Origin of the sequence: Klebsiella sp. CN_Kp113 (assembly GCF_040064585.1) — a bacterium.
Classification (GTDB): Bacteria; Pseudomonadota; Gammaproteobacteria; order Enterobacterales; family Enterobacteriaceae; genus Klebsiella; species Klebsiella michiganensis.
On sequence record NZ_JBEAID010000048.1, the window covers coordinates 1 to 22,287 of the forward strand.

At 59.5% G+C, this 22,287-nt stretch carries 21 protein-coding genes; 5 read left to right on the forward strand and 16 right to left on the reverse strand.

Going from position 1 to position 22,287, the window contains the following annotated elements; all coding sequences use genetic code 11:
- Positions 1–38: 38 nt before the first annotated feature.
- The 9 genes from sitD to ABLV30_RS25710 form a co-directional block, all read right to left on the reverse strand.
- Positions 39–893 (reverse strand): iron/manganese ABC transporter permease subunit SitD, encoded by an 855-nt coding sequence (sitD, locus tag ABLV30_RS25670; RefSeq protein ID WP_032750994.1) that lies wholly within the window; start codon positions 891–893, stop codon positions 39–41.
- Complete coding sequence (gene sitC / locus ABLV30_RS25675) at positions 887–1,735, reverse strand: iron/manganese ABC transporter permease subunit SitC (protein ID WP_014226546.1); 849 nt, start codon at positions 1,733–1,735, stop codon at positions 887–889. Before sitC ends, sitD begins: the two co-directional genes overlap by 7 nt.
- Positions 1,732–2,553, reverse strand: coding sequence for a manganese/iron ABC transporter ATP-binding protein (locus ABLV30_RS25680; protein ID WP_014226545.1), 822 nt, complete (start codon positions 2,551–2,553; stop codon positions 1,732–1,734). Before ABLV30_RS25680 ends, sitC begins: the two co-directional genes overlap by 4 nt.
- Positions 2,550–3,467, reverse strand: a complete 918-nt coding sequence (locus tag ABLV30_RS25685) for a metal ABC transporter substrate-binding protein (protein ID WP_014226544.1) — start codon at positions 3,465–3,467, stop codon at positions 2,550–2,552. Before ABLV30_RS25685 ends, ABLV30_RS25680 begins: the two co-directional genes overlap by 4 nt.
- 178 nt (positions 3,468–3,645) lie before the next feature.
- Positions 3,646–4,608, reverse strand: coding sequence for a LacI family DNA-binding transcriptional regulator (locus ABLV30_RS25690; protein ID WP_004124158.1), 963 nt, complete (start codon positions 4,606–4,608; stop codon positions 3,646–3,648).
- Positions 4,609–4,664: 56 nt separating this feature from the next.
- The gene (locus ABLV30_RS25695; protein ID WP_224266054.1) at positions 4,665–5,579 is read right to left on the reverse strand and encodes an ROK family protein; all 915 of its coding nucleotides are present in this window, start codon (positions 5,577–5,579) and stop codon (positions 4,665–4,667) included.
- Positions 5,580–5,766: 187 nt separating this feature from the next.
- A complete protein-coding gene (locus tag ABLV30_RS25700) occupies positions 5,767–6,081 on the reverse strand; it encodes a PTS lactose/cellobiose transporter subunit IIA (protein WP_014226542.1) in 315 nt (104 codons plus the stop codon).
- A 23-nt stretch (positions 6,082–6,104) separates the two neighbouring features.
- Positions 6,105–7,427: a PTS cellobiose transporter subunit IIC gene (locus ABLV30_RS25705; protein WP_004134311.1), complete on the reverse strand. Its 1,323-nt coding sequence runs from the start codon at positions 7,425–7,427 to the stop codon at positions 6,105–6,107.
- Positions 7,428–7,436: 9 nt separating this feature from the next.
- Positions 7,437–7,751, reverse strand: coding sequence for a PTS sugar transporter subunit IIB (locus ABLV30_RS25710; RefSeq protein WP_004104871.1), 315 nt, complete (start codon positions 7,749–7,751; stop codon positions 7,437–7,439).
- A gap of 174 nt (positions 7,752–7,925) precedes the next feature.
- Between ABLV30_RS25710 and ABLV30_RS25715 the strand changes: the two genes are divergently transcribed.
- The 4 genes from ABLV30_RS25715 to ABLV30_RS25730 all read left to right on the forward strand — a co-directional run bounded on the left by ABLV30_RS25715 (position 7,926) and on the right by ABLV30_RS25730 (position 14,421).
- Positions 7,926–9,197, forward strand: a complete 1,272-nt coding sequence (locus ABLV30_RS25715; RefSeq protein ID WP_025106460.1) for a PTS transporter subunit EIIC — start codon at positions 7,926–7,928, stop codon at positions 9,195–9,197.
- A gap of 223 nt (positions 9,198–9,420) precedes the next feature.
- The gene (locus ABLV30_RS25720) at positions 9,421–10,758 is read left to right on the forward strand and encodes a carbohydrate porin (protein WP_004853540.1); all 1,338 of its coding nucleotides are present in this window, start codon (positions 9,421–9,423) and stop codon (positions 10,756–10,758) included.
- 15 nt (positions 10,759–10,773) lie between these two features.
- On the forward strand, positions 10,774–12,966 hold the full coding sequence (locus tag ABLV30_RS25725) for a CBM35 domain-containing protein (protein ID WP_162140817.1): 2,193 nt from the start codon (positions 10,774–10,776) through the stop codon (positions 12,964–12,966).
- Positions 12,967–13,020: 54 nt separating this feature from the next.
- Entirely contained in the window at positions 13,021–14,421 is a 1,401-nt protein-coding gene (locus ABLV30_RS25730; protein WP_038424882.1) for a glycoside hydrolase family 1 protein, read from the forward strand.
- Positions 14,422–14,609: 188 nt separating this feature from the next.
- Here ABLV30_RS25730 and ABLV30_RS25735 read toward each other — a convergent pair whose 3' ends face one another.
- From ABLV30_RS25735 to hypA, 7 genes are all read right to left on the reverse strand, one after another.
- Positions 14,610–15,557: an alpha/beta hydrolase gene (locus tag ABLV30_RS25735; protein ID WP_048260212.1), complete on the reverse strand. Its 948-nt coding sequence runs from the start codon at positions 15,555–15,557 to the stop codon at positions 14,610–14,612.
- A 117-nt stretch (positions 15,558–15,674) separates the two neighbouring features.
- On the reverse strand, positions 15,675–17,747 hold the full coding sequence (gene flhA / locus ABLV30_RS25740) for a formate hydrogenlyase transcriptional activator FlhA (RefSeq protein WP_064358914.1): 2,073 nt from the start codon (positions 17,745–17,747) through the stop codon (positions 15,675–15,677).
- A 231-nt stretch (positions 17,748–17,978) separates the two neighbouring features.
- Positions 17,979–18,989 carry a hydrogenase expression/formation protein HypE gene (hypE, locus tag ABLV30_RS25745; protein WP_046877484.1) on the reverse strand — a complete coding sequence of 337 codons (1,011 nt, stop codon included), beginning with the start codon at positions 18,987–18,989 and terminating at the stop codon, positions 17,979–17,981.
- Positions 18,986–20,107: a hydrogenase formation protein HypD gene (gene hypD, locus ABLV30_RS25750; protein ID WP_014839321.1), complete on the reverse strand. Its 1,122-nt coding sequence runs from the start codon at positions 20,105–20,107 to the stop codon at positions 18,986–18,988. Before hypD ends, hypE begins: the two co-directional genes overlap by 4 nt.
- Positions 20,108–20,380 carry a HypC/HybG/HupF family hydrogenase formation chaperone gene (locus ABLV30_RS25755; RefSeq protein ID WP_088168585.1) on the reverse strand — a complete coding sequence of 91 codons (273 nt, stop codon included), beginning with the start codon at positions 20,378–20,380 and terminating at the stop codon, positions 20,108–20,110.
- A complete protein-coding gene (gene hypB, locus ABLV30_RS25760; RefSeq protein WP_032750984.1) occupies positions 20,371–21,243 on the reverse strand; it encodes a hydrogenase nickel incorporation protein HypB in 873 nt (290 codons plus the stop codon). The genes ABLV30_RS25755 and hypB overlap by 10 nt, the downstream gene beginning before the upstream one ends.
- A gap of 7 nt (positions 21,244–21,250) precedes the next feature.
- On the reverse strand, positions 21,251–21,595 hold the full coding sequence (gene hypA, locus ABLV30_RS25765; RefSeq protein ID WP_004114752.1) for a hydrogenase maturation nickel metallochaperone HypA: 345 nt from the start codon (positions 21,593–21,595) through the stop codon (positions 21,251–21,253).
- Between the two features lie 208 nt (positions 21,596–21,803).
- Between hypA and hycA the strand changes: the two genes are divergently transcribed.
- Positions 21,804–22,253, forward strand: a complete 450-nt coding sequence (gene hycA / locus ABLV30_RS25770) for a formate hydrogenlyase regulator HycA (RefSeq protein WP_004853522.1) — start codon at positions 21,804–21,806, stop codon at positions 22,251–22,253.
- Positions 22,254–22,287: the final 34 nt, after the last annotated feature.

Consider the following 22,287-nt stretch of genomic DNA (forward strand, 5'->3'; position numbering starts at 1 on the left):
GGGCTACAATTCGTGCGGTCTGTAGCCCGGGTAAGGCGTCAGCCGCGACCCGGGGCTTCGCCGGAACGAGCCGTGGTTTGACTATCGCGAACCGACGTCCAGACAAACGCGATAACGAACAGGGCGGTAAACAGCACCACAATGGTCGGCGCCGGGGCGCTGTCGAGATAAAACGACAGCCACACGCCGCCCAGCGAACAGCTTAACGCTATCGCCACCGCCAGCAGCAGGGCGCTGACAAAACGTCGCGTCAGCAGCAGAGCGATCGCCCCCGGCGCTATCAGCAGCGAAATCGACAAAATGATCCCCACCGCTTTCAGCGTCGCCACGATGGTCAGCGCAATCATGCATAGCAGCCCATAATGCAGCAGCCCGCAGCGCAATCCGCTGGCCTTCGCCTGCTGCGGATCAAAGGCGTGCAGCAGAAAATCACGCCACTTAAACCCGATTATCAGCGCAATCGCCAGCGCGATCAGCGACGTTTGCGCAATATCGCTGGCGGAAATACCCAGCATGTCGCCAAACAGAATATGATCGAGATGGACCTCCGACTGAATCGACACGTACAGCACCAGGCCCGCGCCAAACATCCCGGAAAATACGATGCCCATGATCGTATCGCGCTTAATGCGGCTGTTATCGTCGAGATAACCGGTGGCGATGGCGCAGAACAACCCGGCGATAAACGCGCCGATGGCGAAGGGGATACCGAGGATATACGCCACCACCACGCCCGGAAAAACCGCGTGGCTCATGGCATCGCCCATCAGCGCCCAGCCCTTGAGCACCAAAAACACCGACAGCAGCGCGCAGGGGACGGCAACGATCGCCGCCACCAGCATGGCGTTGACCATAAAGGAGAACTGGAAAGGTTCAATCAGCGCGCTCAGCATGAGGCCTCCCTGGCGCGGCGACGGCTGGCGAGCAGGCCGTGCTTCGGCGCGAAAACAAAAGCGGCTAAAAACAGCAGCGTCTGGGCGACGACGATAATCCCGCCGGTCGCCCCGTCCAGATAGTAGCTCAGCCACGCGCCGAAAAAGCTGGTCAGGCTGCCAATCGCGACGGCAATCGCCAGCAGGCGCGGGAAGCGGTCGGTCAACAGCCAGGCGGTGGCCCCGGGCGTCACCACCAGGCAAATCACCAGAAACGCGCCGACGGTCTGCAGCGCCGCCACGGTACAGGCCGCCAGCAGGGTAAAGAACAGCAGCTTCAGCGCGGTGGTATTCAGGCCAATGGAACGAGCGTGGTTTTCATCGAAAAAGGTCACCATCAGGTCTTTCCACTTCAGCAGCAGAATCGCCATCGAAATAGAGCCAATCGCCGCCAGCTGGATAATATCCTCCGGGGCGATGGCCAGAATATTGCCGAGAATAATGGTCTGGATATTCACCGAAGTGGGGTTCAGCGACACCATAAACAGGCCAATACCGAAAAAAGAGGAGAAGATCAGGCCGATAATCGCGTCTTCCTTCAGCTTCGAACGCTGGTTAAGAAACAGCATGCTGCCCGCCGCCAGGCCGCCGGAAAGAAACGCCCCCAGCGCGAAGGGCAGACCGAGCATATAAGCGCCCGCCACGCCGGGCACGATGGAGTGGGAGAGGGCGTCGCCAATCAGCGACCAGCCTTTAAGCATCAGGTAGCAGGAGAGAAACGCGCACACCCCGCCCACCAGCGCCGAGACCCACATCGCGTTCAGCATATAGTGATAACCAAACGGCTCCAGTAGCCAGCTCATCTTTCGCCTCCCGCCGCCCGACGGCTGATAAACGGCCGCTCATCGTCGGTGATAATCCGCTCTTCCGCGCCGCTCAGCACCACGTGGCGCAGCACGCCGCTAAACGCCAGTTCGAGGTTTTCGGCGGTAAAGGTGCTTTCCGTCGGGCCGCTGGCCAGCACGGTGCCTTTGACCATCACCGTGTAGTCGCAGAACTCGCTTACCGAGCCGAGGTTATGGGTGGAAACCAGCATGGTGCAGCCTTCGTCGCGCAGTTCCCGCAGCAGCTCGATGATGCGCGCTTCGGTCTGCACGTCGACGCCGGTAAAGGGTTCATCCAGCAGAATGACTTTTCCCTGCTGAGCGATAGCGCGGGCCAGAAACACGCGCTTTTTCTGCCCGCCGGAGAGTTCGCCGATCTGGCGGTGGCGGTACTCGCTCATGCCGACCCGCGCCAGGGCGGCGTCGACAATCTCATGGTCGCGCGGTTTGGCCCGCCGTAGCCAGCCCATATGGCCATAGCGCCCCATCATCACCACATCTTCCACCAGCACCGGGAAGGACCAGTCCACCTCTTCCGCCTGCGGAACGTAGGCGACGAGGTTCTGCCGCAGGGCGCGATTAACCGGCTGACCGAGAATCGCAATATCGCCTTTTCCGACGCGCACAAAGCCCATCAGCGCTTTAAACAGCGTCGATTTTCCCGAGCCGTTCACCCCGACCAGCGCCGCGATGGCGCTGCGCGGGACGCTAAAAGAAGCATCGCGCAGCGCGGTATGACCGTTGCGGTAGGTGACGCTGACGTTGTTGACCGCGAGGCCCGGCAGCTCGTGACTCATGCCTGTTTCCTTAGTCCGTCGTTGATGCCCTGGACGATGGTTTGGGTGGTGACGCGCAGCAGGTCGAGATAGGTTGGCACCGGGCCATCGGCGGCGCTCAGAGAGTCGACGTACAGGACGCCGCCGTAGTGGGCGCCGGCCTCCCGGGCCACCTGACGCGCCGGTTTATCAGAGATGGTGCTTTCGCTAAAGATAGTCGGGATCCGCTCTTTCTTCATGGTGTCGATGGTTTTGCGCACCTGCTGCGGGGTACCCTGCTGGTCGGCGTTGATCGGCCACAGATAGCGCTCCTGGAGGCCGTTATCGCGTGCCAGATAGGAGAACGCGCCCTCGCTGGTCACCAGCCAGCGCTTATCCTGCGGCAGCTTCGCCAGTTCTGCCTTCAGCGGCGCCATGGTCTGGCGGATCTTCTCTTTGTAGGCTTCGGCGTTGTGGCGATAGGCGTCGGCGTTCGCAGGATCGTATTTCACCAGCGCGTCGCGAATATTATCGACGTAAATCAGCGCATTGTCCGCCGACATCCACGCGTGCGGGTTGGGTTTGCCGTTATACGGCCCTTCGCTGATGCCCATCGGCTGAATTCCGTTGCTGACCACCACTTCCGGTACGCCGTTTAAGTGCTGATAAAAGCGGGCGAACCACAGTTCAAGGTTCAGGCCGTTGGCGAGGATCAGCTGCGCGCCCTGCGCGCGTTTGATATCCCCGGGGGTCGGCTGATATTCATGGATCTCGGCCCCCGGTTTGGTGATGGAGCTGACGTCGGCGGCGTCGCCCGCGACGTTTTGCGCCATATCGGCGATCACCGTGAAGGTGGTAATCACTTTAAATTTCTCTTTTGCCTGGACGGGGGCGACGGCCAGCAGCGCCAGCGTGGCGGCAAACATCAGATGCTTCAGGGGTGGCAGGTGCAGCATAAGGTCCCTCACAACGTTGCGGTTAATTAATCATCATTTATAGCCATTGCTATGTTATATAGCACAAGCTATTTATAAATGAAAATAATTCTTATTTAGATGTGAGGCGAATGATTAGCGTGCGAACCCGCGGCGGGAGAGGAAAAGGCCCGGCCACGCGGAAGGCCGGACGCTGAAATCAGGAGAGATCGGCCACCGACTGGCGGGGGATCAGGCGGCCCGCCAGCGTGCGCCCTTCGGGAGAGAAGGTGGGGCGCTCGTCAATCAGGTTGCGGATACGCTGCAGGCAGTTCTCCATCAGCTGCTCCAGCGGCCAGGAGATACAGGTCAGCGGCGGATTGAGCAGCGAGGCGAGGGGAGAATCTTCCAGGCTCAGCAGCGAGACCTCCTGCGGTACGGCAACGTTGAACTCGCGCAGCAGGCGCATCGCTTCGGCGGCGTAGCGGTCCCGTTTCACGATAATCACCGAGTATTTGCTGAAGCTGTTAATCAGCGTCAGCAGCGCCTGTTCAACGTTATCGTTGGCCGCCAGCATCAGCTGCCGGTTAAAAGGGATGGAGTAGTTTTGCAGGACGTTGCGATAGCCTTCGAGCATCTGGCGGCTGGCGTCATCGCTGTCGTTATCAACGAGCAGCGCGATATTGCGATGGCCCTTGCCGATCACGTAGCGGCAGGCGCTTTCGGTGGCAAAAGCGTAGTCGTAGCCCTGATTATTAACCCCGGCAATGCTGAAGCGGTCAAAGGAGATCACGTTGCGCGGCGCATCCGCCGGGACGGCGCCGAGCACCACCACCGCCACGCACTGGCGCTGTAAATCGTCGACGACCGCCGCCTGTTCCGCCGCATCCGTGACGTACTGAACAATCAGGTTTTTATTCAGCCCCTTCAGCGCTAGCGAGAGCATCGGCAGCAGGCGCGCGCCGCTGCTGTCATCGTTCGCCGGGATCACCAGCCCCACGTGATTGGATGTCTGACTGGCGAGGTTTTGCGCGGCAAAGCTCGGGCGGTAGTTAAGTTCCTCTACCGCGCGCAGCACCGCTTCCCGGCTCTCTTCGCGCACGCCCCGCGTGCCGGTCAGCACGCGGGATACCGTCGCTCGGGAGACATTCGCTAATCTTGAAACATCATCAATGGTTGGCATGGCATTTTCTGTCTGAATATTTTCGCCTAGCTTAGCATACCTGCTGAAAAAAGTGTCTACCGCCGACCGGCTTCAGCGTTGGCCAGAACCGGCAGCCAGGCCGCGCCGCGCACGCCGCTGGCGTCGCCGAAGCGGGCCTGTTTGATCTGCGTTCGGCAGCTGTCGGAAAAGAGATACGGGACAATCGCCGACGGCAGCTGCTCATAGATTTGCCCGACGTTGGAGAGCCCGCCGCCCAGTACAATCACCTGCGGATCGAGGATATTGATTACCGACGCCAGGCTACGGCCGAAAGCGTCAATAAAATGCCGCCAGTGGGCCAGCGCCTGCGGTTCGCCGTTTTGCGCGGCGGCGATAATCGCTTCCGCAGGCGCCTGCTCGCCGTAGCGGCAGGCAAAGCCGGTACCGGAGATAAAGCTTTCGATGCAATTTTCTTTGCCGCAGTAGCAGGGCTGCGCCGGGCCGTCGCGCTCGGGGCAATAGCCCGGCAGAGGATTGTGTCCCCATTCGCCAGTGATGGCGTTAGGCCCGCTGAGCAGCCGTTGGTTCACCGCAACGCCGCCGCCGCAGCCGGTACCGATGATAACGCCGAATACGGTCGTTGCCCCCGCGCCCGCGCCGTCTACCGCCTCAGAGAGAGTGAAGCAGTCGGCATCGTTCGCCATCCATACCGGTTGACCAAGTTCCCGCATCAGGTCATGACGCAGGTCGTGGCCGTTGAGCACCAGACAGTTACAGTTTTTAATCAGGCCGCTTTGCGGGTCGATAGCCCCCGGCAGGCCGATGCCGATGGTAAACGGCCGTTCGCTCCAGTCGCGGACGGTCGCAATCAGTCCGAGCAGCTGCTGCATAAACGCCTGATAGCTCTCTTTATGCGTCGGACGGCGCTGGCGATAGACGCACTCGCCCGCCGCGTTGAGCAGGACGGCTTCCATTTTGGTGCCGCCAATGTCTAAACCCAGATGTAGCATGGTTGTCCTTAATTGTGGTCGACGGTTTCCCGGGCCGCTACGCGTGTAGTTCAGGTAGCCCGGCTAAGCGCAGCGCGAGCCGGGAAGTCAGTCAGCCAGGTGACATGAGCATTTACCGTTTTCCCGGGTTGCGGCGTAAACGCCTTACCCGGGCTACGTCATCTCCTCTCCCCGGAGAGGGGGAACCCTACGCGTGCAGCGGTCGCGAGCGGTAAATGGCGATCAGTTCGCCGATCAGCTCTTTCGCCAGAATCGAGGTCATCAGATGATCCTGAGCGTGAACCATCACCAGAGTCATTTTGGTTTTACCCTCGCCTTCGTCGGCCTCAATCAGCTGGGTCTGTACCAAATGCGCCTCGCGGGCAAAATGCGCCGCTTCTTTCATTTTTTCGTCGGCGGCGGCGAAATCACCCGCTTTAGCGCAGCTCAGCGCTTCGTAACAGAGACTACGCGACTGCCCGGCGTTGATGATGATACCCATTACCTGTTCTTCTAATTCCATGACAAACCTCTGAATAGTATTAATTATGCGGACTGCGGCGCGCTTTCGGCCTGGGCCGCCGCGTTAGCGTGCTCCTGCTCCAGCAGCTGTTTTTCGTAGGCTTTGAGGAACGGCAGATACATCACCATCGCCGTCGCCATGCAAATCAGGCACATGATCACCGGGCTAAAGCTCCAGTTCGCCGCCCACGAGGCGCCGATAGGGGCCGGCGTCGTCCACGGCGTCATCGACACCACGCGGCTCACCAGGTCCAGCTTCAGCGCAAAGTAGGCCAGGGTTGCGTTGATCATCGGCACCAGCACGAACGGCAGGAAGAACAGCGGATTCATAATGATCGGTGCGCCGAACAGAATCGGTTCGTTGATGTTAAATACGCCCGGCACCACGCCCATCCGGCCAATCGTCCGCAGATGCACCGCCTTACTGCGCAGCAGCATCAAAGCCAGCGGCAGGGTGGAGCCGACGCCGCCGATCAGCAGATAGTGATCCCAGAAGCCCTGGACATAGATATGCGGGATCGCGGTGCCTGCGGCCATCGCTGCCTGGTTGATCGACAGGTTCGCCATCCAGAACGGATTCATAATCCCGGTGACGATCAGCGCCCCGTGAATGCCGGCAAACCACAGCACCTGGCACACCAGCACCGACAGCAGAATCGCCGGTAGGGTATCGGACGCCGCCACCAGCGGTTTCACCAGCGACATGATCGCTTCTGGGATGATCATGCCCAGCTGCGCTTCGATAAACAGATTCAGCGGATGCAGAGTCAGCACGATCGCCAGCACCGGGATCAGGATCTCAAACGAGCGCGCCACGCCCGCCGGCACTTCAGGCGGCAGACGGATCGTAATATTGTGGCGCTTGAGGAAGGCGTACAGCTCGGTAGAGTAAATCGCCACCAGAATTGCGGTGAAGATCCCCTGGCCGGAGAAGTAGGCGGTGGAGATCTGGCCATCTTTCAGCGGCGCGGCCACCAGCAGGAACGACATCAGGGACAGCATCCCGGCGGTCAGCGAGTCCAGATTGTGGTGTTTTGCCAGGCTGGCGGCGATCCCGACGGCGATAAACAGCGTCATCACCCCCATGCTGAAGTTAAACGGCAGCATCAGCGCATCTCGATGATCGAGAGAAAATTGCAGCCAGGCGCGGGCAAAGCCCCACGTTGTATCCGGGGAAAACGGCGGGAAGATAAAGACCAGCAAAAACGAGCCGACGATCATAAAGGGCAGGGCGGTAATAAAACCGTCGCGGATGGAGGTGACGTATTTTTGTTGGCCGATCGCCCCCGCCATAGGCGTGATCTTCTGTTCAATCACGGCGATCAGCTTCGCGTACAGAGAGCTCATGATCTTTCCTTAGTTTTTGTTATCGATAAGGGAAAGCGCGAAATCCAGTACGGCGCCGCCTTTCTGCATGCCGTAATCCATCATGTTGATGGGTTCCACGCGGATACCGTATTTATCAGCCTGCTTTTGCAGATCTTTCTGCATGTATTTCACCTGCGGCCCCAGCAGGACCACCTGGTAATGGCCGACCTGTTGATCGAATTCCGCGACGCCAAAGGCATTGATCTCCACCGGCAGACCGCGCTGCTCGGCTTCGGCGATCATTTTTTTCACCAGCAGGCTGGTGGACATGCCCGCGGAACAGCACAACATTATCTTTTTCATATATCGCTCCTGATGAGATGGATGCGCCGACTATAGTCATAACGGATATAAAACGGAAAGCGCTTTCCGTTTGTGGATTTATTTATTGTGACCACGATCACCTATGGCGGGCTTTTACTTTACCCGGGAGTGCGCGATCATCCTGGCGACACCTCTATTCTTAAAGGCAGGATTATGAACATTCAGTTGATGAATGTTGCCGTCGATATCATCGAACAGCGGCTGGCGCCGCTGGCCAACGTTCTGACGCGCAATAACCACATTACGGCGATGCGCGACAGCTTTGCGCTGGCGATGCCGTTTGTGATTGTGGGAAGTTTGCTGGTGCCGATTTTGTTTCCGCCCGTTTCCATCAACGGCGCATCGGCTTTCGGCCAGTTCTATTTCCAGCTGCGGCCCATTCTGCTGCCAACCTTTGAATTGACTATCGGGCTGGTGGCGCTGATTGTGGCCTTCGGCGCCAGCGCCAGCCTTGCCAAGCAGTACCGGCTGCCGGAGCGGCTCTGCGGGCTGACCGGCTGCCTGGCGTTTTTGCTGTTTATCGGCTTTCGCGACAACGGCGCGACCAATATTTTCCTCGGCGGAATGGGGATTTTTACCGCGCTGATTTCAAGCACTTACTCTATTGAAATCGTGCGCTTTTTCTATAAGAAAGGCTGGTGCATCCGCCTGCCGGAAGAGGTGCCGGTGATGACCCGCAACGGCTTTCAGCTGCTGATCCCGCTGCTGGTGGTGATGCTCTCTATTAGCGTCATCAACGCGCTGCTGCTGCAGAGCACCGGGCGCATTTTACCGGAGCTGATTAGCGAAGCGGTGCGGCCGCTGGTGGTGGCGTCCGATACCCTAACTGCGGTATTAATTTCTTTATTTATCTGCAACCTGCTTTGGTTTGTCGGCATTCACGGCGCGCTGATTATCACCGGGATTATGAACCCGTTCTGGATGACCTATCTGTTTGAAAACCAGCAGGCGCTGGCCGCCGGTTCCGCTACGCTGCCGCATATCTACCTGCAGGGATTCTGGGATTTCTACCTGCTGATCGGCGGCATCGGCTCGACGCTGCCGCTGGTTTTTATGGCGATGCGCAGCCGTTCGCGGCAGCTGAAAAGCGTGGGGAAAATTGGCCTCCTGCCCTCGCTGTTTAACATCAATGAGCCGATATTGTTCGGCTTTCCGATTATCATGAACCCGGTTTTCCTGCTGCCGTTTCTTTTTGTACCGCTGATAAACGCCTGTATCGCCTGGTATTTAACTCATCTTGGGGTTCTCGATCGGGCGGTGGCGATGCTGCCGTGGTCGATGCCGGCGCCGCTTGGCGCGGCGTGGTCAGCCAACGGCAGCTGGAAAAACCTCTGCATGTGCCTGTTCGCCATTTTTAATGCCTGGATGCTCTATCGTCCGTTCTTCAAGGTCTATGAACGGCAGCTCGCCGACGCCGAACGCTAAGCTTTTCGCCTGCCTGCCACAGCCCGCCGCGCGCGGGCTTTTTTATTTCCGCTCAAAGATGTGATCTAAATCACGAATATTTGCCCGCTATCGTTAAATTTGTGAACTCATCCGGCAATTACGGAAAGCGCTTTCCATTAATGGATGTACATTTCCAATTTTGATCCGTAAATTTCCTCCCGTTCTCAGGCAGTGTTAATAAAAAAATAACCAAGGATAAAAAATGATCAGGCTAAATCATTCAATACCTCTGTCTTTACTCGCCCTCGCGGTGATGAGCGACTGCGCCATCGCCGATCCGAAGTACGATTTTATGCTCCACGGCTATATCCGTTCGGGGATCCTCGCCAACGCCGACGGTAACCGCGCCGACTCCGTTGGCCTGATGCCGGACGGCAAGTGGCGTCTGGGCAACGAAGAGGACACCAAGATCGAACTGATCCCGACGGTGACGTTAACCTCGGACAGCGGCGTGGTGGCTAAAGTCCAGGCCAACATTACCCATCAGTCGAAATGCACCTCAGACTGGAACTGTCAGGATGACGACGGGCATGATGTGCAGTTCCGTGAAGGTTTTGCCGAACTGTCAAATCTCGACTTCGCCCCGGAAATGACCTTCTGGGCCGGTAAGCGCTACAGCAGCTCCAACACCTCCAGCCACCAGTTCGACTGGGAGTACATTCAGTACAATGGTACCGGCGGCGGCTTCGACAACATGGATCTCGGCTTCGCGCGCTTCGATGCCGGGGTTTACGCCTTCTCGCCGACGGATGAAACCAAAGCCTACCCGGTCGACAAAGGCGATCAGGGCTATCCGGATGACTACTCGCTCAACCTGTGGCTGAAAAAGATCGGCGGCACCGGCTTCGATCTTGAGCTGATTGGCCACCACATGAACCGCAACGAGAAGCACCCGACCTCGGCGGAGAAGGGCTACGGCGTGACCGGCGTTTACAACTTTGACGGCTTTTACGGCCTGACCGGCGGCTACTCTCGCGTGGTCTTCCAGTACGGGCGCGGCCTGGCGGCGGGAGACTCGCTGGGTAAAAACGGCTGGGGCTGGGCAAACCTCGACGATACCCAGTCCTGGCGCGTGGTGCTGGATAACATGGCCTCGCTCGGCGACTGGGAAATCTCCACGTTCGCCTACTATCAGAAAGACAAAAACTACCGCTGGTGGACGGAAGACGCCGAAGGCTGGGGGCGCACCAGCTGGGTGGCGGGGATTCGCCCGTACCAGCAGATCACCAAAAACTTCGCCATGCAGTACGAGCTGGGCTACGAATATCTCGACGATAAAAACTACAAAGGCGTGGACGGCAAAGGCAAAGGCGGCCTGACTAAAGTGACCATCGCGCCGACCCTGACCTTTGATTCCGGCTTCTGGACTCGCCCGCAGCTGCGCTTCTTCGTGACTTACGCGAAGTGGGATAAAGGGGTGTCCGACGCGCTGGACGGCAACTACGACTGGAGCACCAATACCCTTTCCGCCGGTAGCTACTCGCGCAGCGGCGACACCGATACGCTGAACTTCGGCGTGCAGGCCGAAGTCTGGTTCTAAGGAGAGATAACGATGATTAAGCCGGTGAAAAAACTGATGCTCGTCGCGCTGCTTTCGGCGCTGGGAAGCGCAGGCGCGATGGCCGCGGAGCAGTCGCACTTTGAACACTTTATTACCCGCGACGGCGCAACGTTAAAAGATGGCGACAAGGTGTTCCGCTTTGCGGGCATTCATGCGCCGGAACTGCACCGTATCGAGGACGATGCGCGCGGTACCTGCAAGGCCGACTCGCGCGGCTGGGGGCAATACTTCCGCTGGCCGACGGCGGAGGAACAGGAAAACTGGATTAAAGCGCTCGTGCAAACCGGCGCCAGGGCGCAGCGGGTATACGTGCTCTCGGTGCAGCAGACGTTTGACGAGGCCTGCGGTCGCGAAACCCATATTCTGGCCCCGGAAACCGCCGACGGCATGCCGCGCCTGAACGAAAAGGCGATGCGGGTGTACGACAACATGATCGCCGAGGCGGACAAACAGGGGCTGCGCCTGATTCTGCCGTTTATCGATCACTGGTGGTGGTGGGGCGGTCGCGAGCAGCTGGCGGCGTTCTACCACGAAAAGCCGGAGGATTTTTACCGTACCGACAGTAAAACCTTCAAGGCCTATCTTGATGTGATTCGCCAGGTTATCACCCGTACCAACAGCGTGACCGGGCGCCCTTACTATGACGAAAAAGCGATTATGGCCTGGGAGACCGGCAACGAGCTGGAGGACACCAACGCGGCGTTCCTTCAGCAGACCGCCGCGTGGATCAAAAAGTGGGCGCCGCACCAGCTGGTGGTGGATGGTACCTATAAGAAAATTAATGCGTTTGCGCTTAACGATCCCCATGTCGATATCGTCAGCAACCATTACTACACCAATGCCGATAACAACCATCCCGAACAGGTGAAAAAAGACCTGACGGCGGCAGCGGGTAAGAAAGTCTACATGGTGGGCGAATTTGGCCTGCTGGACGCGCAGCAGCTTAACGCCATTATGCAGTCGATCGTCCATAGCGAAGTCAACGGCGCGCAGGCGGCGGGCGGTTTAATCTGGGGCTTCCGCGGTCATCGTCACGACGGCGGCTTCTACTGGCACAAAGAGTCCACCGGCCACTACAGCTACCATCTGCCGGGCTTCCCGGTCGAAGGTAAGGCCAACCAGGAGATGGAGGTGGTCGACCTGGTGCGCACCGCCGCCGCGCAGATGAACGGGCAGGAGAAAGCGCCGCCGCTGCCGAAACCTGACGCGCCGACGCTGCGGCCGACGGATTCACCGTTTGCGATCAACTGGCTGGGGGCGGCGGTAGGGCGCGCCTATGATGTTGAGCGCGCTGATTCGCCATCCGGGCCGTGGAAGGTCGTGGGGCGCGACATTTCCGACGGCGTTAACGAGTGGAACCCGCAGACGATGGATCTGTTCCGCGATGACTATCGCAGTCTGCGGCTGGGGAATACGTACTATTACCGCGTCATCGCTAAAAACGAGAGCGGCAGTTCATCGCCTTCGAACGTGATTAGCGTGAAGCATACTCAGGCGAATCAGGCGCCGGTAGTGGCGCTGGCGGAGACGCTCACCACCAGCCAGGACCAGGGCGTGCAGCTCAGCGCGAGCTGGCGCGATGACGCCCTCCCGGACCGCAACGTGACGGTGAGCTGGAGCAACGGCGGCAGCGCGCAGGCCCACTTCTGCGCGACGGATAAAGCCGAAACCCGCGCCTGGTTCAGCGCCCCCGGTGAATACGCGCTGACTTTTAGCGCCGATGACGGCCTGCTCAAAAGCAGCAAAACCGTTAAGGTCACGGTGACGGAAGCCGTCGGTAAAGTCCCCGCCGACTACTGCCGTTTTGGCGGCGGGGTATTGAACGTGACCGATGGCAAGATTGCGGCGGCGAAAAGCGAAAAAGACGCGCTGGCGATTGGCGACGACGGCTTCCTCGGGCCGTTCGCCAACGACGGGGATAAGGTCAGCTGGCAGGTTTCCGCGCCGTGGGCCGGCAAGTATCAGCTGCGGGTGACGTTCAGCGGCAAATGGGGCGGCAAGAAAAACTCGTTTATCGTCAACGACGGCGCGCCAATCGCGGTTGAATTCCCGCAGACCGATGAGCAGGGCCAGCAGCTGCTGGTGCCGGTTGAGCTGAAGGCCGGCGATAACCGCATCGACTTCGGTAAATTCGCCGGCGACTGGGGCTACATGTTTATCAAATCGATTGAAGTGGTTGCAGAGTAGTGCTTATTGGCTGCGCCCGTTGGGTGCGGCCTTTTTTAACTTACAGGAGGCGTTATGACCCGGTATCAGTTTCCGGAAGGCTTTTTATGGGGCGCGGCGGCATCCGGTCCGCAAACGGAAGGGATAAGCAACAAGCCGCACCGTTCTATTTGGGATAGCTGGTTTGCCGAACAGCCGGAACGTTTTTATCAGCAGATTGGGCCGCAAACCGTTTGCGACACCTATCATCAGTATCCCCAGGACGTGGCGTTGATGAAGCGGACCGGGTTCAACTCCTTCCGCACGTCGATTCAGTGGTCGCGGCTGATTGACGACTTCGAAACCGGCGCGCCCAATGCGGACGCGGTGCGTTTCTATCATGCCTACCTTGATGAGATGATTGAAAACGGCATCGAGCCGATGATCAACCTCTATCATTTTGACATGCCGGAAGCGCTGCAAAAGCAGTACGGCGGCTTTGAGTCGGCGCACGTGACCGATCTCTTCGCGCGTTTTGCCCGTACCGCTTTTGAGCTATTCGGTCACAAGGTGAAATACTGGATTACCTTCAACGAGCCGATTGTGCCGGTTGAGGGCGGCTACCTGTACGACTTCCACTATCCCTGCAAGAAAGACGGCAGGCTGGCGGCGCAGGTGGCGTTTAACATTATGCTGGCCCACGCCAAAGCGGTGCGCGAGTTTCGCGCGCTGGCGCTGGAAAGCGAGATTGGCGTGGTGCTGAATCTGACGCCGTCCTATACCCGCAACGACAGCGCGGAAGACCAAAAAGCGGCGTGGTATGCGGATCTGTTCTTCAACCGCAGCTTCCTCGATCCGCTGGTGAAGCATCAGTTCCCGAAAGCGCTGTGCGAAATTCTGGCCGCACACCACTGCCTGCCGGAGGTGACAAAAGCCGACGTGGAGCTGATTACCGGATCGCGCGTCGATTTTCTCGGCGTTAACTATTACGTTCCGCGGCGGGTGAAGGCGCGCGAAAGCGACTATACGCTGGACTATTTCACCCCGGAGGTCTATTTCGAAAACTACGTGAATCCGCAAGGGCGCTTTAATCCTTATCGCGATAATAATGAGATTCTGCCGCAGGCGATTTATGACATTGCCGCCAATATTCGCGATAACTACGGCAATATAAAGTGGTTCCTCGCGGAAATCGGTATTGCGATGGATATTGAGTCGGAAGGCGAACCCGGCGCAGACGGGGTGATTGACGATTCGTTCCGCATCGGCCTGATGGAAGAGCATCTGGTGCAGCTGCACCGCGCGATAGCCGACGGCGCGAACTGCTTTGGCGTGCATCAGTGGACCTTTATCGATAACTGGTCGTGGATTAACTCGTTCAAGCGCCGCTACGGTTTCTGGCGGCTCGACCTGCAAACCGGAGAGCGGCAGATAAAGCGCAACGCGCTGTGGTTTGCCGAACTGGCGACCAGCAACGGCTTCAGTTCTGATAAATAGCTCGGCAAAATCCCCCGGAGGCGGCGCTTGACGCGCCTGTCCGGGCTACCAAACCGCACGAACTTATAGCCGGACAGATGCGCAGCATCGCCTCCGGAAAACCGTACCTACCGGGGCTTCGAGGTCCCCGCCGTCTGCGGACAGGTAGCCCGGCTAAGGCGTCAGCCGCGAGCCGGGGATTACCGGCGCTATTTTTTCATTTCCGCCAGCGAGGCTATCCAGTTCATCGCCAGCTGCGGCCACTCGGCGGCGGGCAGGCCCCGGGTCCCGCGAATGCCAAATCCGTGTTTCCCCTCGGCGAACAGGTGCAGCTCAGTCGGCACCTGCTGCGCGCGCAGGGCGTTAAACATCACCAGCGCGTTATCCACCGGCACGGAAGGATCGTCCACCGCGTGGAAAATAAAGGTCGGCGGAGTTTGCGGCGTGACGTTCTGCTCCGGTGAATAGCGGTGCTGCCGCTCTGCCGTCGGCGTTTCGCCAATCAATGCCTTGCGCGATCCGGGATGGGCAATCGCCGGATCCATGGAAATAACCGGATAGCCGAGCACCGCGAAGTCCGGCCGCGCGCTCTGCTGGTCAACCGCGTCCACGGCGGCGTAAGCCGGTTCGCTATAGCGGGTCTCCAGACTTGCCGCCACGTGTCCCCCGGCGGAAAAGCCCATAATGCCGATTTTTTGCGGGTCGATATGCCACTCGGCGGCCCGCGCCCGCAGGGTACGCAGCGCGCGCTGCGCATCGGCCAACGGCGCCTCGCTGCCTTCCGCGTGACCGTCCGCCGGCATCCGATAGGTCATCACAAACAGGGTATAGCCCCGGGCGTTAAATACCGGGGCGAGATCGCTGCCCTCTTTATCCAATACCACTCGCTGGTAAGAGCCGCCCGGCGTCACCAGCAGCGCGATACCGTTGGGCTTCTCCGGCGCGTAAACGGTAATTGTCGGAGCGCGAACGCCGGTGACCGCGCGATCGGGCAGCGAGGGGTCTTTGCTGCGCTCCACCAGCGATTCGCTCGCCGGGCTGTTTTTGGCGCCGGGCGCTTCACCGCCGGGCCAGACGGAAAAGGTGGGAAGAGAGGAAAATGCAGCCTGAGAAGCCAAAAGCAAAGCGATGGCGGCGGCCAGAGGTAAACGCGTCATAAGCATCTCCATTAAGGAAAAGGCTTATTTATCATTCATCAGGAACGGGTAAAGCGAGTTGTCTCACAGAACGCTGTTTCATTAAAATCAAAATGAAACAGCGTTCTGAAGATGTGCCTACTGCAGCTGGTCTTTATTAATACCCAACCGTTTCATGCGCGAAAGCAGCGTCGTGCGCTTTAATCCCAGACGCTGGGCCGCGCCCTTCGGTCCGGCGACCACGCCGTTGCTCTCTTTCAGCACCCGGACAATCAGCTGGTATTCGTCTTCCCCTTCCTCCGGCAGCACTTCCGCCGCCAGCGGCTCCGTCTCGATACTCATTTCCGGTAAGGAGAGCTGCAGCACGCTGCCGCGGGTCAGCAGCACCGCGCGCTCAATGACGTTCTCCAGTTCGCGCACGTTACCCGGCCACTCCATGCGGCTGAGCAGGCGCAGCGTTTCCGCCGGAATGCTGTCAATGTTGCGCCCGAGACGGCGGGCAATTTTAAAGGTGAAGGCCTTCACCAGCAGGGGAATATCCTCCGGCCGCTCGCGCAGGGGAGGCAGGTGGATCGGGAAGACGTTCAGCCGATAGTAGAGATCGCTGCGAAACTCGCGATCGGCGACCATCTGCTTAAGATCGCGGTTGGTGGCGGCGATCAGGCGCACGTCGGTGTGAATCAGCTTATTGCTGCCGAGACGCTCGAACTCCTGCTCCTGCAACACGCGCAGCAGTTTCGGCTGTAGTTCAATCGGCATGTCGCCCACTTCATCGAGAAACAGCGAGCTTTTGTCCGCCAGTTCGAAACGGCCGATACGCTGGGCGCTGGCGCCGGTGAAGGCGCCGCGCTCGTGGCCAAACAGGTCGCTTTCCAGCAGCCCGGCGGGCATCGCCGCGCAGTTCATTTTGACCATCCGGCGGCTATTGCGGCCGCTCAGATTATGAATAGCGCGGGCAATCAGCTCCTTACCGGTGCCGGTTTCGCCGAGGATCAGCACCGTGCTGTCGCTCTGCGCCACCATCTCCACCTGCTTGAGCACGTTGTTCATGGCCTCGCTGCGGCCGATGATTTCGCCAAACTCGCTCTCGACGTTGTTAAGCTGTTCGGTCAGGGCGAGGTTCTCATCGACCAGCCGCTCTTTCAGCCGCTGAATCTCGCGGTAGGCGAGGGCGTTGTCGATGGCGATCGAGACGCGCTCGGCGATTTGCCGCAGCAGCTTGAGGTTGGTGGTGGTGAAGACTTTCTCATCGCACTGCGCCAGCTTCAGCACTCCAAGCAGGGTATTGCCGGACATCAACGGCAGCAGGCACAGGGTTTGAATTTTGTTATCCCACATCTCGAAAAGCATTTTTTCGTACGGCGCCAGCGGGTCGTGCTGATGCAGGTTGAGCAGCAGCATCTCTTTGCTTTTGAATACCCGTTCGGTCAGGGTACCGGCTTCGTCCACTTCGCTCTGGTCGTGCACCGGGTGGCTGGCGTCGAGGTAGTGGGTGGAGTAGATATTGAGCTTGCCTTTGCGGTTGCTGCGCAGTACCACGCTGATGGCGTCGATGCGGAAGTAGCGGTGGATCTCTTTGGCCACTTCGCTGACCAGTTCGTCGATATCCAGCCGCGAGAGTACCGCGTTGGTGATCGCCACCAGGATGCGGAAGTTGTCGCGTTCCCGGCACAGCAGGTCGTAATCAACGTTGTTGCTGACCCGGCTTTGGATCTGTTCGGTCACCACGGCAACGATTTGCGTAAAGGTGTGCAGCCGCTGGTACTCTTTTTCGGTCCACGGCCGGTTGTCGTCGCGAATAAATTCGCATCCGCCGAAAATACGCCCTTCCGCCGCCAGCGGCAGCAGGCAGTAATAGCCAAAGCTGGGGTAGAGTCCGCTTACGGCGAGCTGCGGCCAGGTTTCGGCAAAGGTGGCGCTATCGCAATGCAGCGCATCCGGGCGCGAGAGCAGGCGTCGAACCGGGCCGTTGGCGAGGACGGTTTCATCCTCGTAGCTCACCGGCTGTCCCGCGTCGTCGCAGGCGTGCCGGACCGCGCGATGGTTGCCGGAATGCCACAGAATAATCGCCGCCCGGTCGGCGAGCGCGGACTGCTGCACCAGGCCGGTCAGCGTCTCGCTCAGCGCGGCCAGATCCGGCTGCTGTAATAAAATGCGGGTGATATCAAACAGACCCTGCTGCCCAAGATCGCCCATCGGTGTATACGACATTGCTTAAGTCCAAAAGCGCCGCAAAGCGGCGCAGAAGAAAGTGATGACACAAATAATAGTCTGTTAATAAAGCGGTTGTGACCGCCATTAACCCATCCGTGGGTGCCCGCTGGTTTGGGCTGGATAATCATGCTGGCTTTTCCCGGCTCGCGCTGCGCTTAGCCGGGCTACAGGTGCGCGCAGTGTTGTAGCCCGGATAAGGCGTTAGCCGCAATCCGGGGGCCCGCACCGTTAACAAATTCTCGGCAGCGGCTCGGCGTGAGGAAGATCCAGCGTGCGCTTCACGCCGTACAGACCAACAGAGCGCACGCCCGCGCGCGGCACAACCTCGCCGATTATCGCCGCATCGCGGCCTAATGGATGAGACCGTAAATGCGCAAGCACGCTTTCCGCCGCCTCGCGGGCAACGGCGATCAGCAGCTTGCCCTCGTTGGCGAAATTAAGCGCGTCCAGCCCCAGCAGCTCGCACACGCCGCGCACGGTATCGTTCACCGGCAGCTTATTCTCGTACAGTTCAATCCCGCAGCCGCTGGCGGCGGCGAATTCATGGGCCACCGCGTTAACGCCGCCGCGGGTGGCATCGCGCAGGGCTTTCACGCCAGCAACGTCGCGCAGCGTCTGAATCAAGGGCGTTAGCACCGCGCAGTCGCTGGACAGCGCGCCGTCAAGCCCCATCTGTTCGCGCAGGTTGAGGATCGTTGCCCCGTGATCGCCAAGCGTGCCGCTGACCAGCAGCACGTCTCCCGCGCTAATCTGCTGCGCCCCCCAGCGAATACCGGTAGGGATGACGCCGATCCCGGCGGTATTGATAAACAGCTTATCCGCCGCCCCGCGCGGCACCACTTTGGTATCGCCGGTGACAATGGCGATGCCGGCCTCCCGCGCGGTCTGCGCCATGCTGTTCACCACCGCTTCGAGGGTGGCCATCTCCAGCCCCTCTTCGAGAATAAACCCGCAGGAGAGATAGCGCGGCAGCGCGCCGCTCACCGCCACATCGTTGGCGGTGCCGCAGACCGCCAGCTTGCCGATATTGCCGCCTGGGAAAAACAGCGGATCGATGACGTAGCTGTCGGTGGAGAAGGCGAGCCTGTCGCCCTGCGCGCTAAGCTGGGCGAGATCGAGACGCGCCTGATCTTCCTGCTCCGCCAGCCAGGGGTTGGCGAAAGCCTGCATAAACAGGTCGCCGATCAGCTGCTGCATCGCCTGACCGCCGCTACCGTGGGCTAACTGAACGCTTTTCATGCTTCGATTTCCTGACTGCGATATTGATACCAGGCGGCGCAGGCGCCTTCCGATGAGACCATCAGCGCGCCGAACGCGCTCTGCGGGTTGCAGGTATTGCCGAATAGCGGGCACTGGTGCGGTTTGCAGCGGCCGGTCAGCACCTCGCCGCAGCGGGCGCGCGGATCGTCGCAGACCCGCTGCGGCGCCGGGCGGAAATGTGCTTCGGCGTCGAAACGCTGATACGCGGCCGTCAGATGCACGCCGGAGTCGTTAATCACCCCCAGACCGCGCCACTCGCTATCGCCGCTAAGGCAAAACACCTCGGCGATGGCCGACTGCGCCAGCGGGTTGCCCGCATCGGGCACCACCCGGCGATACTGGTTCTCCACGTCGCTGTGCCGCGCTATTGTCTGCTCAACCAGCATCACCGCGCCTTGCAGTAGATCAAGCGGTTCGAATCCTGCCACCACTAAAGGACGATGATAGTCGCTGGCGATAAATCCGTAGGCGTCGGTGCCAATCACCATGCTGACGTGACCGGGGGCGAGAAACGCGTCGATACCGTTATCCGGCTGGTCGAGCAGGCTGCGCAGGGTCGGCAGCAGGGTGATGTGCTGGCAGAAAAAATAGAAGTTGGCGACGCCGCGCTCGCGGGCCTGGCGCAGGGTCAGGGCGGTGGCGGGCATCGTCGTTTCAAAACCAAGGCCGAAGAACACCACTTCACGCTCGGGGTGCTGCTGCGCCAGCTTCAGGGCGTCCATCGGCGAATAGACGATGCGGACGTCGGCGCCGCGCGATTTAGCCTGCAGCAGCGAGCCGTTTTTTCCCGGCACGCGCATGGCGTCGCCAAAGGTGCAGAAAATCACCCCCGGACGGCTGGCGATATCGATACAGGCGTCGATGCGCCCCATCGGCAGCACGCATACCGGGCAGCCGGGGCCGTGAATAAACTCGATATTTTCCGGCAGCAGCTGATCGAGGCCAAATTTAAAAATGGCGTGGGTATGACCGCCGCACACTTCCATAATGCGCAGCGGACGTTCGGCGGTATGCGGCAGCAGGCGCGCGCGCTGCCGGAGGTGTTCCACCAGCTGCATCACCTGTTCCGGAGCGCGGTATTCATCGACATAGCGCATTTACCGCTCCTCGCCGTACAGCAGCGCGCCGACGTCCGGCTCGACTTCAAACATATTTTGCAGCGCCTCGAGGGTATCGCGGGCTTCGGCTTCGTTAATCACGCTCATGGCGAAACCCACGTGGACCAGCACCCACTGGCCGAGACGCGGCTGGCCGCGATCGTCGAACGCGCCCACCAGGGTCAGGTCGACTTCGCGCTGAATGCCGCACACTTCGACCTTCGCCAGATTGCCGTCAATGGCGCAGATTTGTCCGGGAATGCCTATGCACATTGTTGCGTCTCCAGCCAGCTAAGCCACTGGTCCATGCCTTCGCCGCTGGTGGCGGAAAGCAGTATGATGTCAATATCCGGGTTCACCTCGCGGGCGCAGGCCAGACACTTTTCTACGTCAAAGTTGAGATACGGCAGCAGGTCGACCTTGTTAAGCAGCATCAGGCTGGCGGCGGCGAACATATGCGGATACTTCAGCGGCTTGTCTTCGCCTTCGGTTACCGACAGCACCGCCACTTTATGACGTTCGCCGAGGTCAAAGCTCGCCGGACACACCAGGTTACCGACGTTTTCGATAAACAGAATGCCGTGGTCCGCCAGCGGCAGGCGCGGCGCGGCGTCGGCGATCATCTGCGCGTCGAGATGGCAGCCTTTGCCGGTGTTGACCTGAATCGCCGGGGTGCCGGTGGCGCGGATGCGCGCGGCGTCGTTCACCGTTTGCTGATCGCCTTCAATCACCGCGCAGGCGGTTTTCTCTTTCAGCCGCAGCAGGGTTTCCGTCAGCAGGGTGGTTTTGCCGGAGCCGGGGCTGGAGACCAGATTCAGCACCAGCTGGTTTTTCGCGGCGAAGCGCGCGCGGTTGCGGGCGGCCAGACGGTTGTTTTTATCCAGCACGTCGATTTCCACTTCCAGCATCCGCCGCTGGCTCTGGCCGGGCGCATGGGTACCCGCCTCGCCGTGACCGTAGTGCAGGTCGCCAGCCTCCGAGCGGGTGGGGGAAAAGTTATCGGTTTTCACGCCGGTAATGTTCATCATCTGGCGCGGGGCGGGCGCGAAGGGGGCGCTGCGAAACGCCGAATGCGGGTTATGCTCGTCGCCTTCTATATAAAGGTTGCCTTCACCGCAGCCGCAGGTTGTACACATAATCTTATTACTCCACTTCTAGTCGCTGAATCTGTAAGCCGTCATCCGCCACGATTTGCAGCCGGTCGCTCTGACACTGCGGGCAGCGGCGCACGTGCTGGGAGATGAGATGCACGTACTGCTGGCAGGATTCACACCAGCATTCAGCCTGTTGTTCGGCGATATGCAGCTCGCAGCCCTCCGCCAGCGTGCCGCGGCACACCAGCTCAAAGCAGAAGGTCAGCGCGCTGGCCTCCACGCAGGAAAACGCCCCGACCTTCAGCCACACGCCGGTCACCCGACGCGCGCCGGCCTGCAGCGCCTGCTGTTCGATAATTTCCAGCGCCCGCTGGCTAAGAGTGATTTCGTGCATGGTGCCTCCGTATCGCGATGCCCCTTTAATGCAATAACGATGCCAGATCATAGGTAATGTCACGAAAATGTCGATGACACGCTGCAGACATCGTCATCGACATGTCTTTCCGTCCCCCGGAATTTTATAAACCTGTTTAAAATCAATTAATTAAATTTTGGCATGAAAAGTGCTTAACCGGTGCATCTCATACAACGGGGGATCCGGGATGACTATTTGGGAATTAAGTGAAAAGGCGGACTACATCGCCGATCGTCACCGCCAGCATCAGGAGCAGTGGCACACCTATTGCAACTCGCTGGTACAGGGAATAACCCTGTCGAAAGCGCGTCTGCATCACGCCATGAGCTGCGCGCCGGATAAAGAGCTGTGCTTCGTACTGTTTGGCCATTTTCAGGTCTACGTTGCGCTGGCGGAAGGGTTTAACAGCCACACCATCGAGTACTACGTCGAAACCAAAAACAGCGACGACAGACGCCTGATTGCCCAGGCCACGCTGGGCTCAGACGGCACCATTGATGGCCGGATCAGCAACCGCGATCGCGAGCAGGTTCTGGAGCACTATCTGGCGACTATCGCCAGCGTTTACGACCGTCTCTACGAGGCTATCGAACAAGACCAGCCGGTGGATTTAAGCCACCTGACGCTGGCCCGTTAATCGTCAGGTGTCGACAAGTGTCGAAGCTGACACC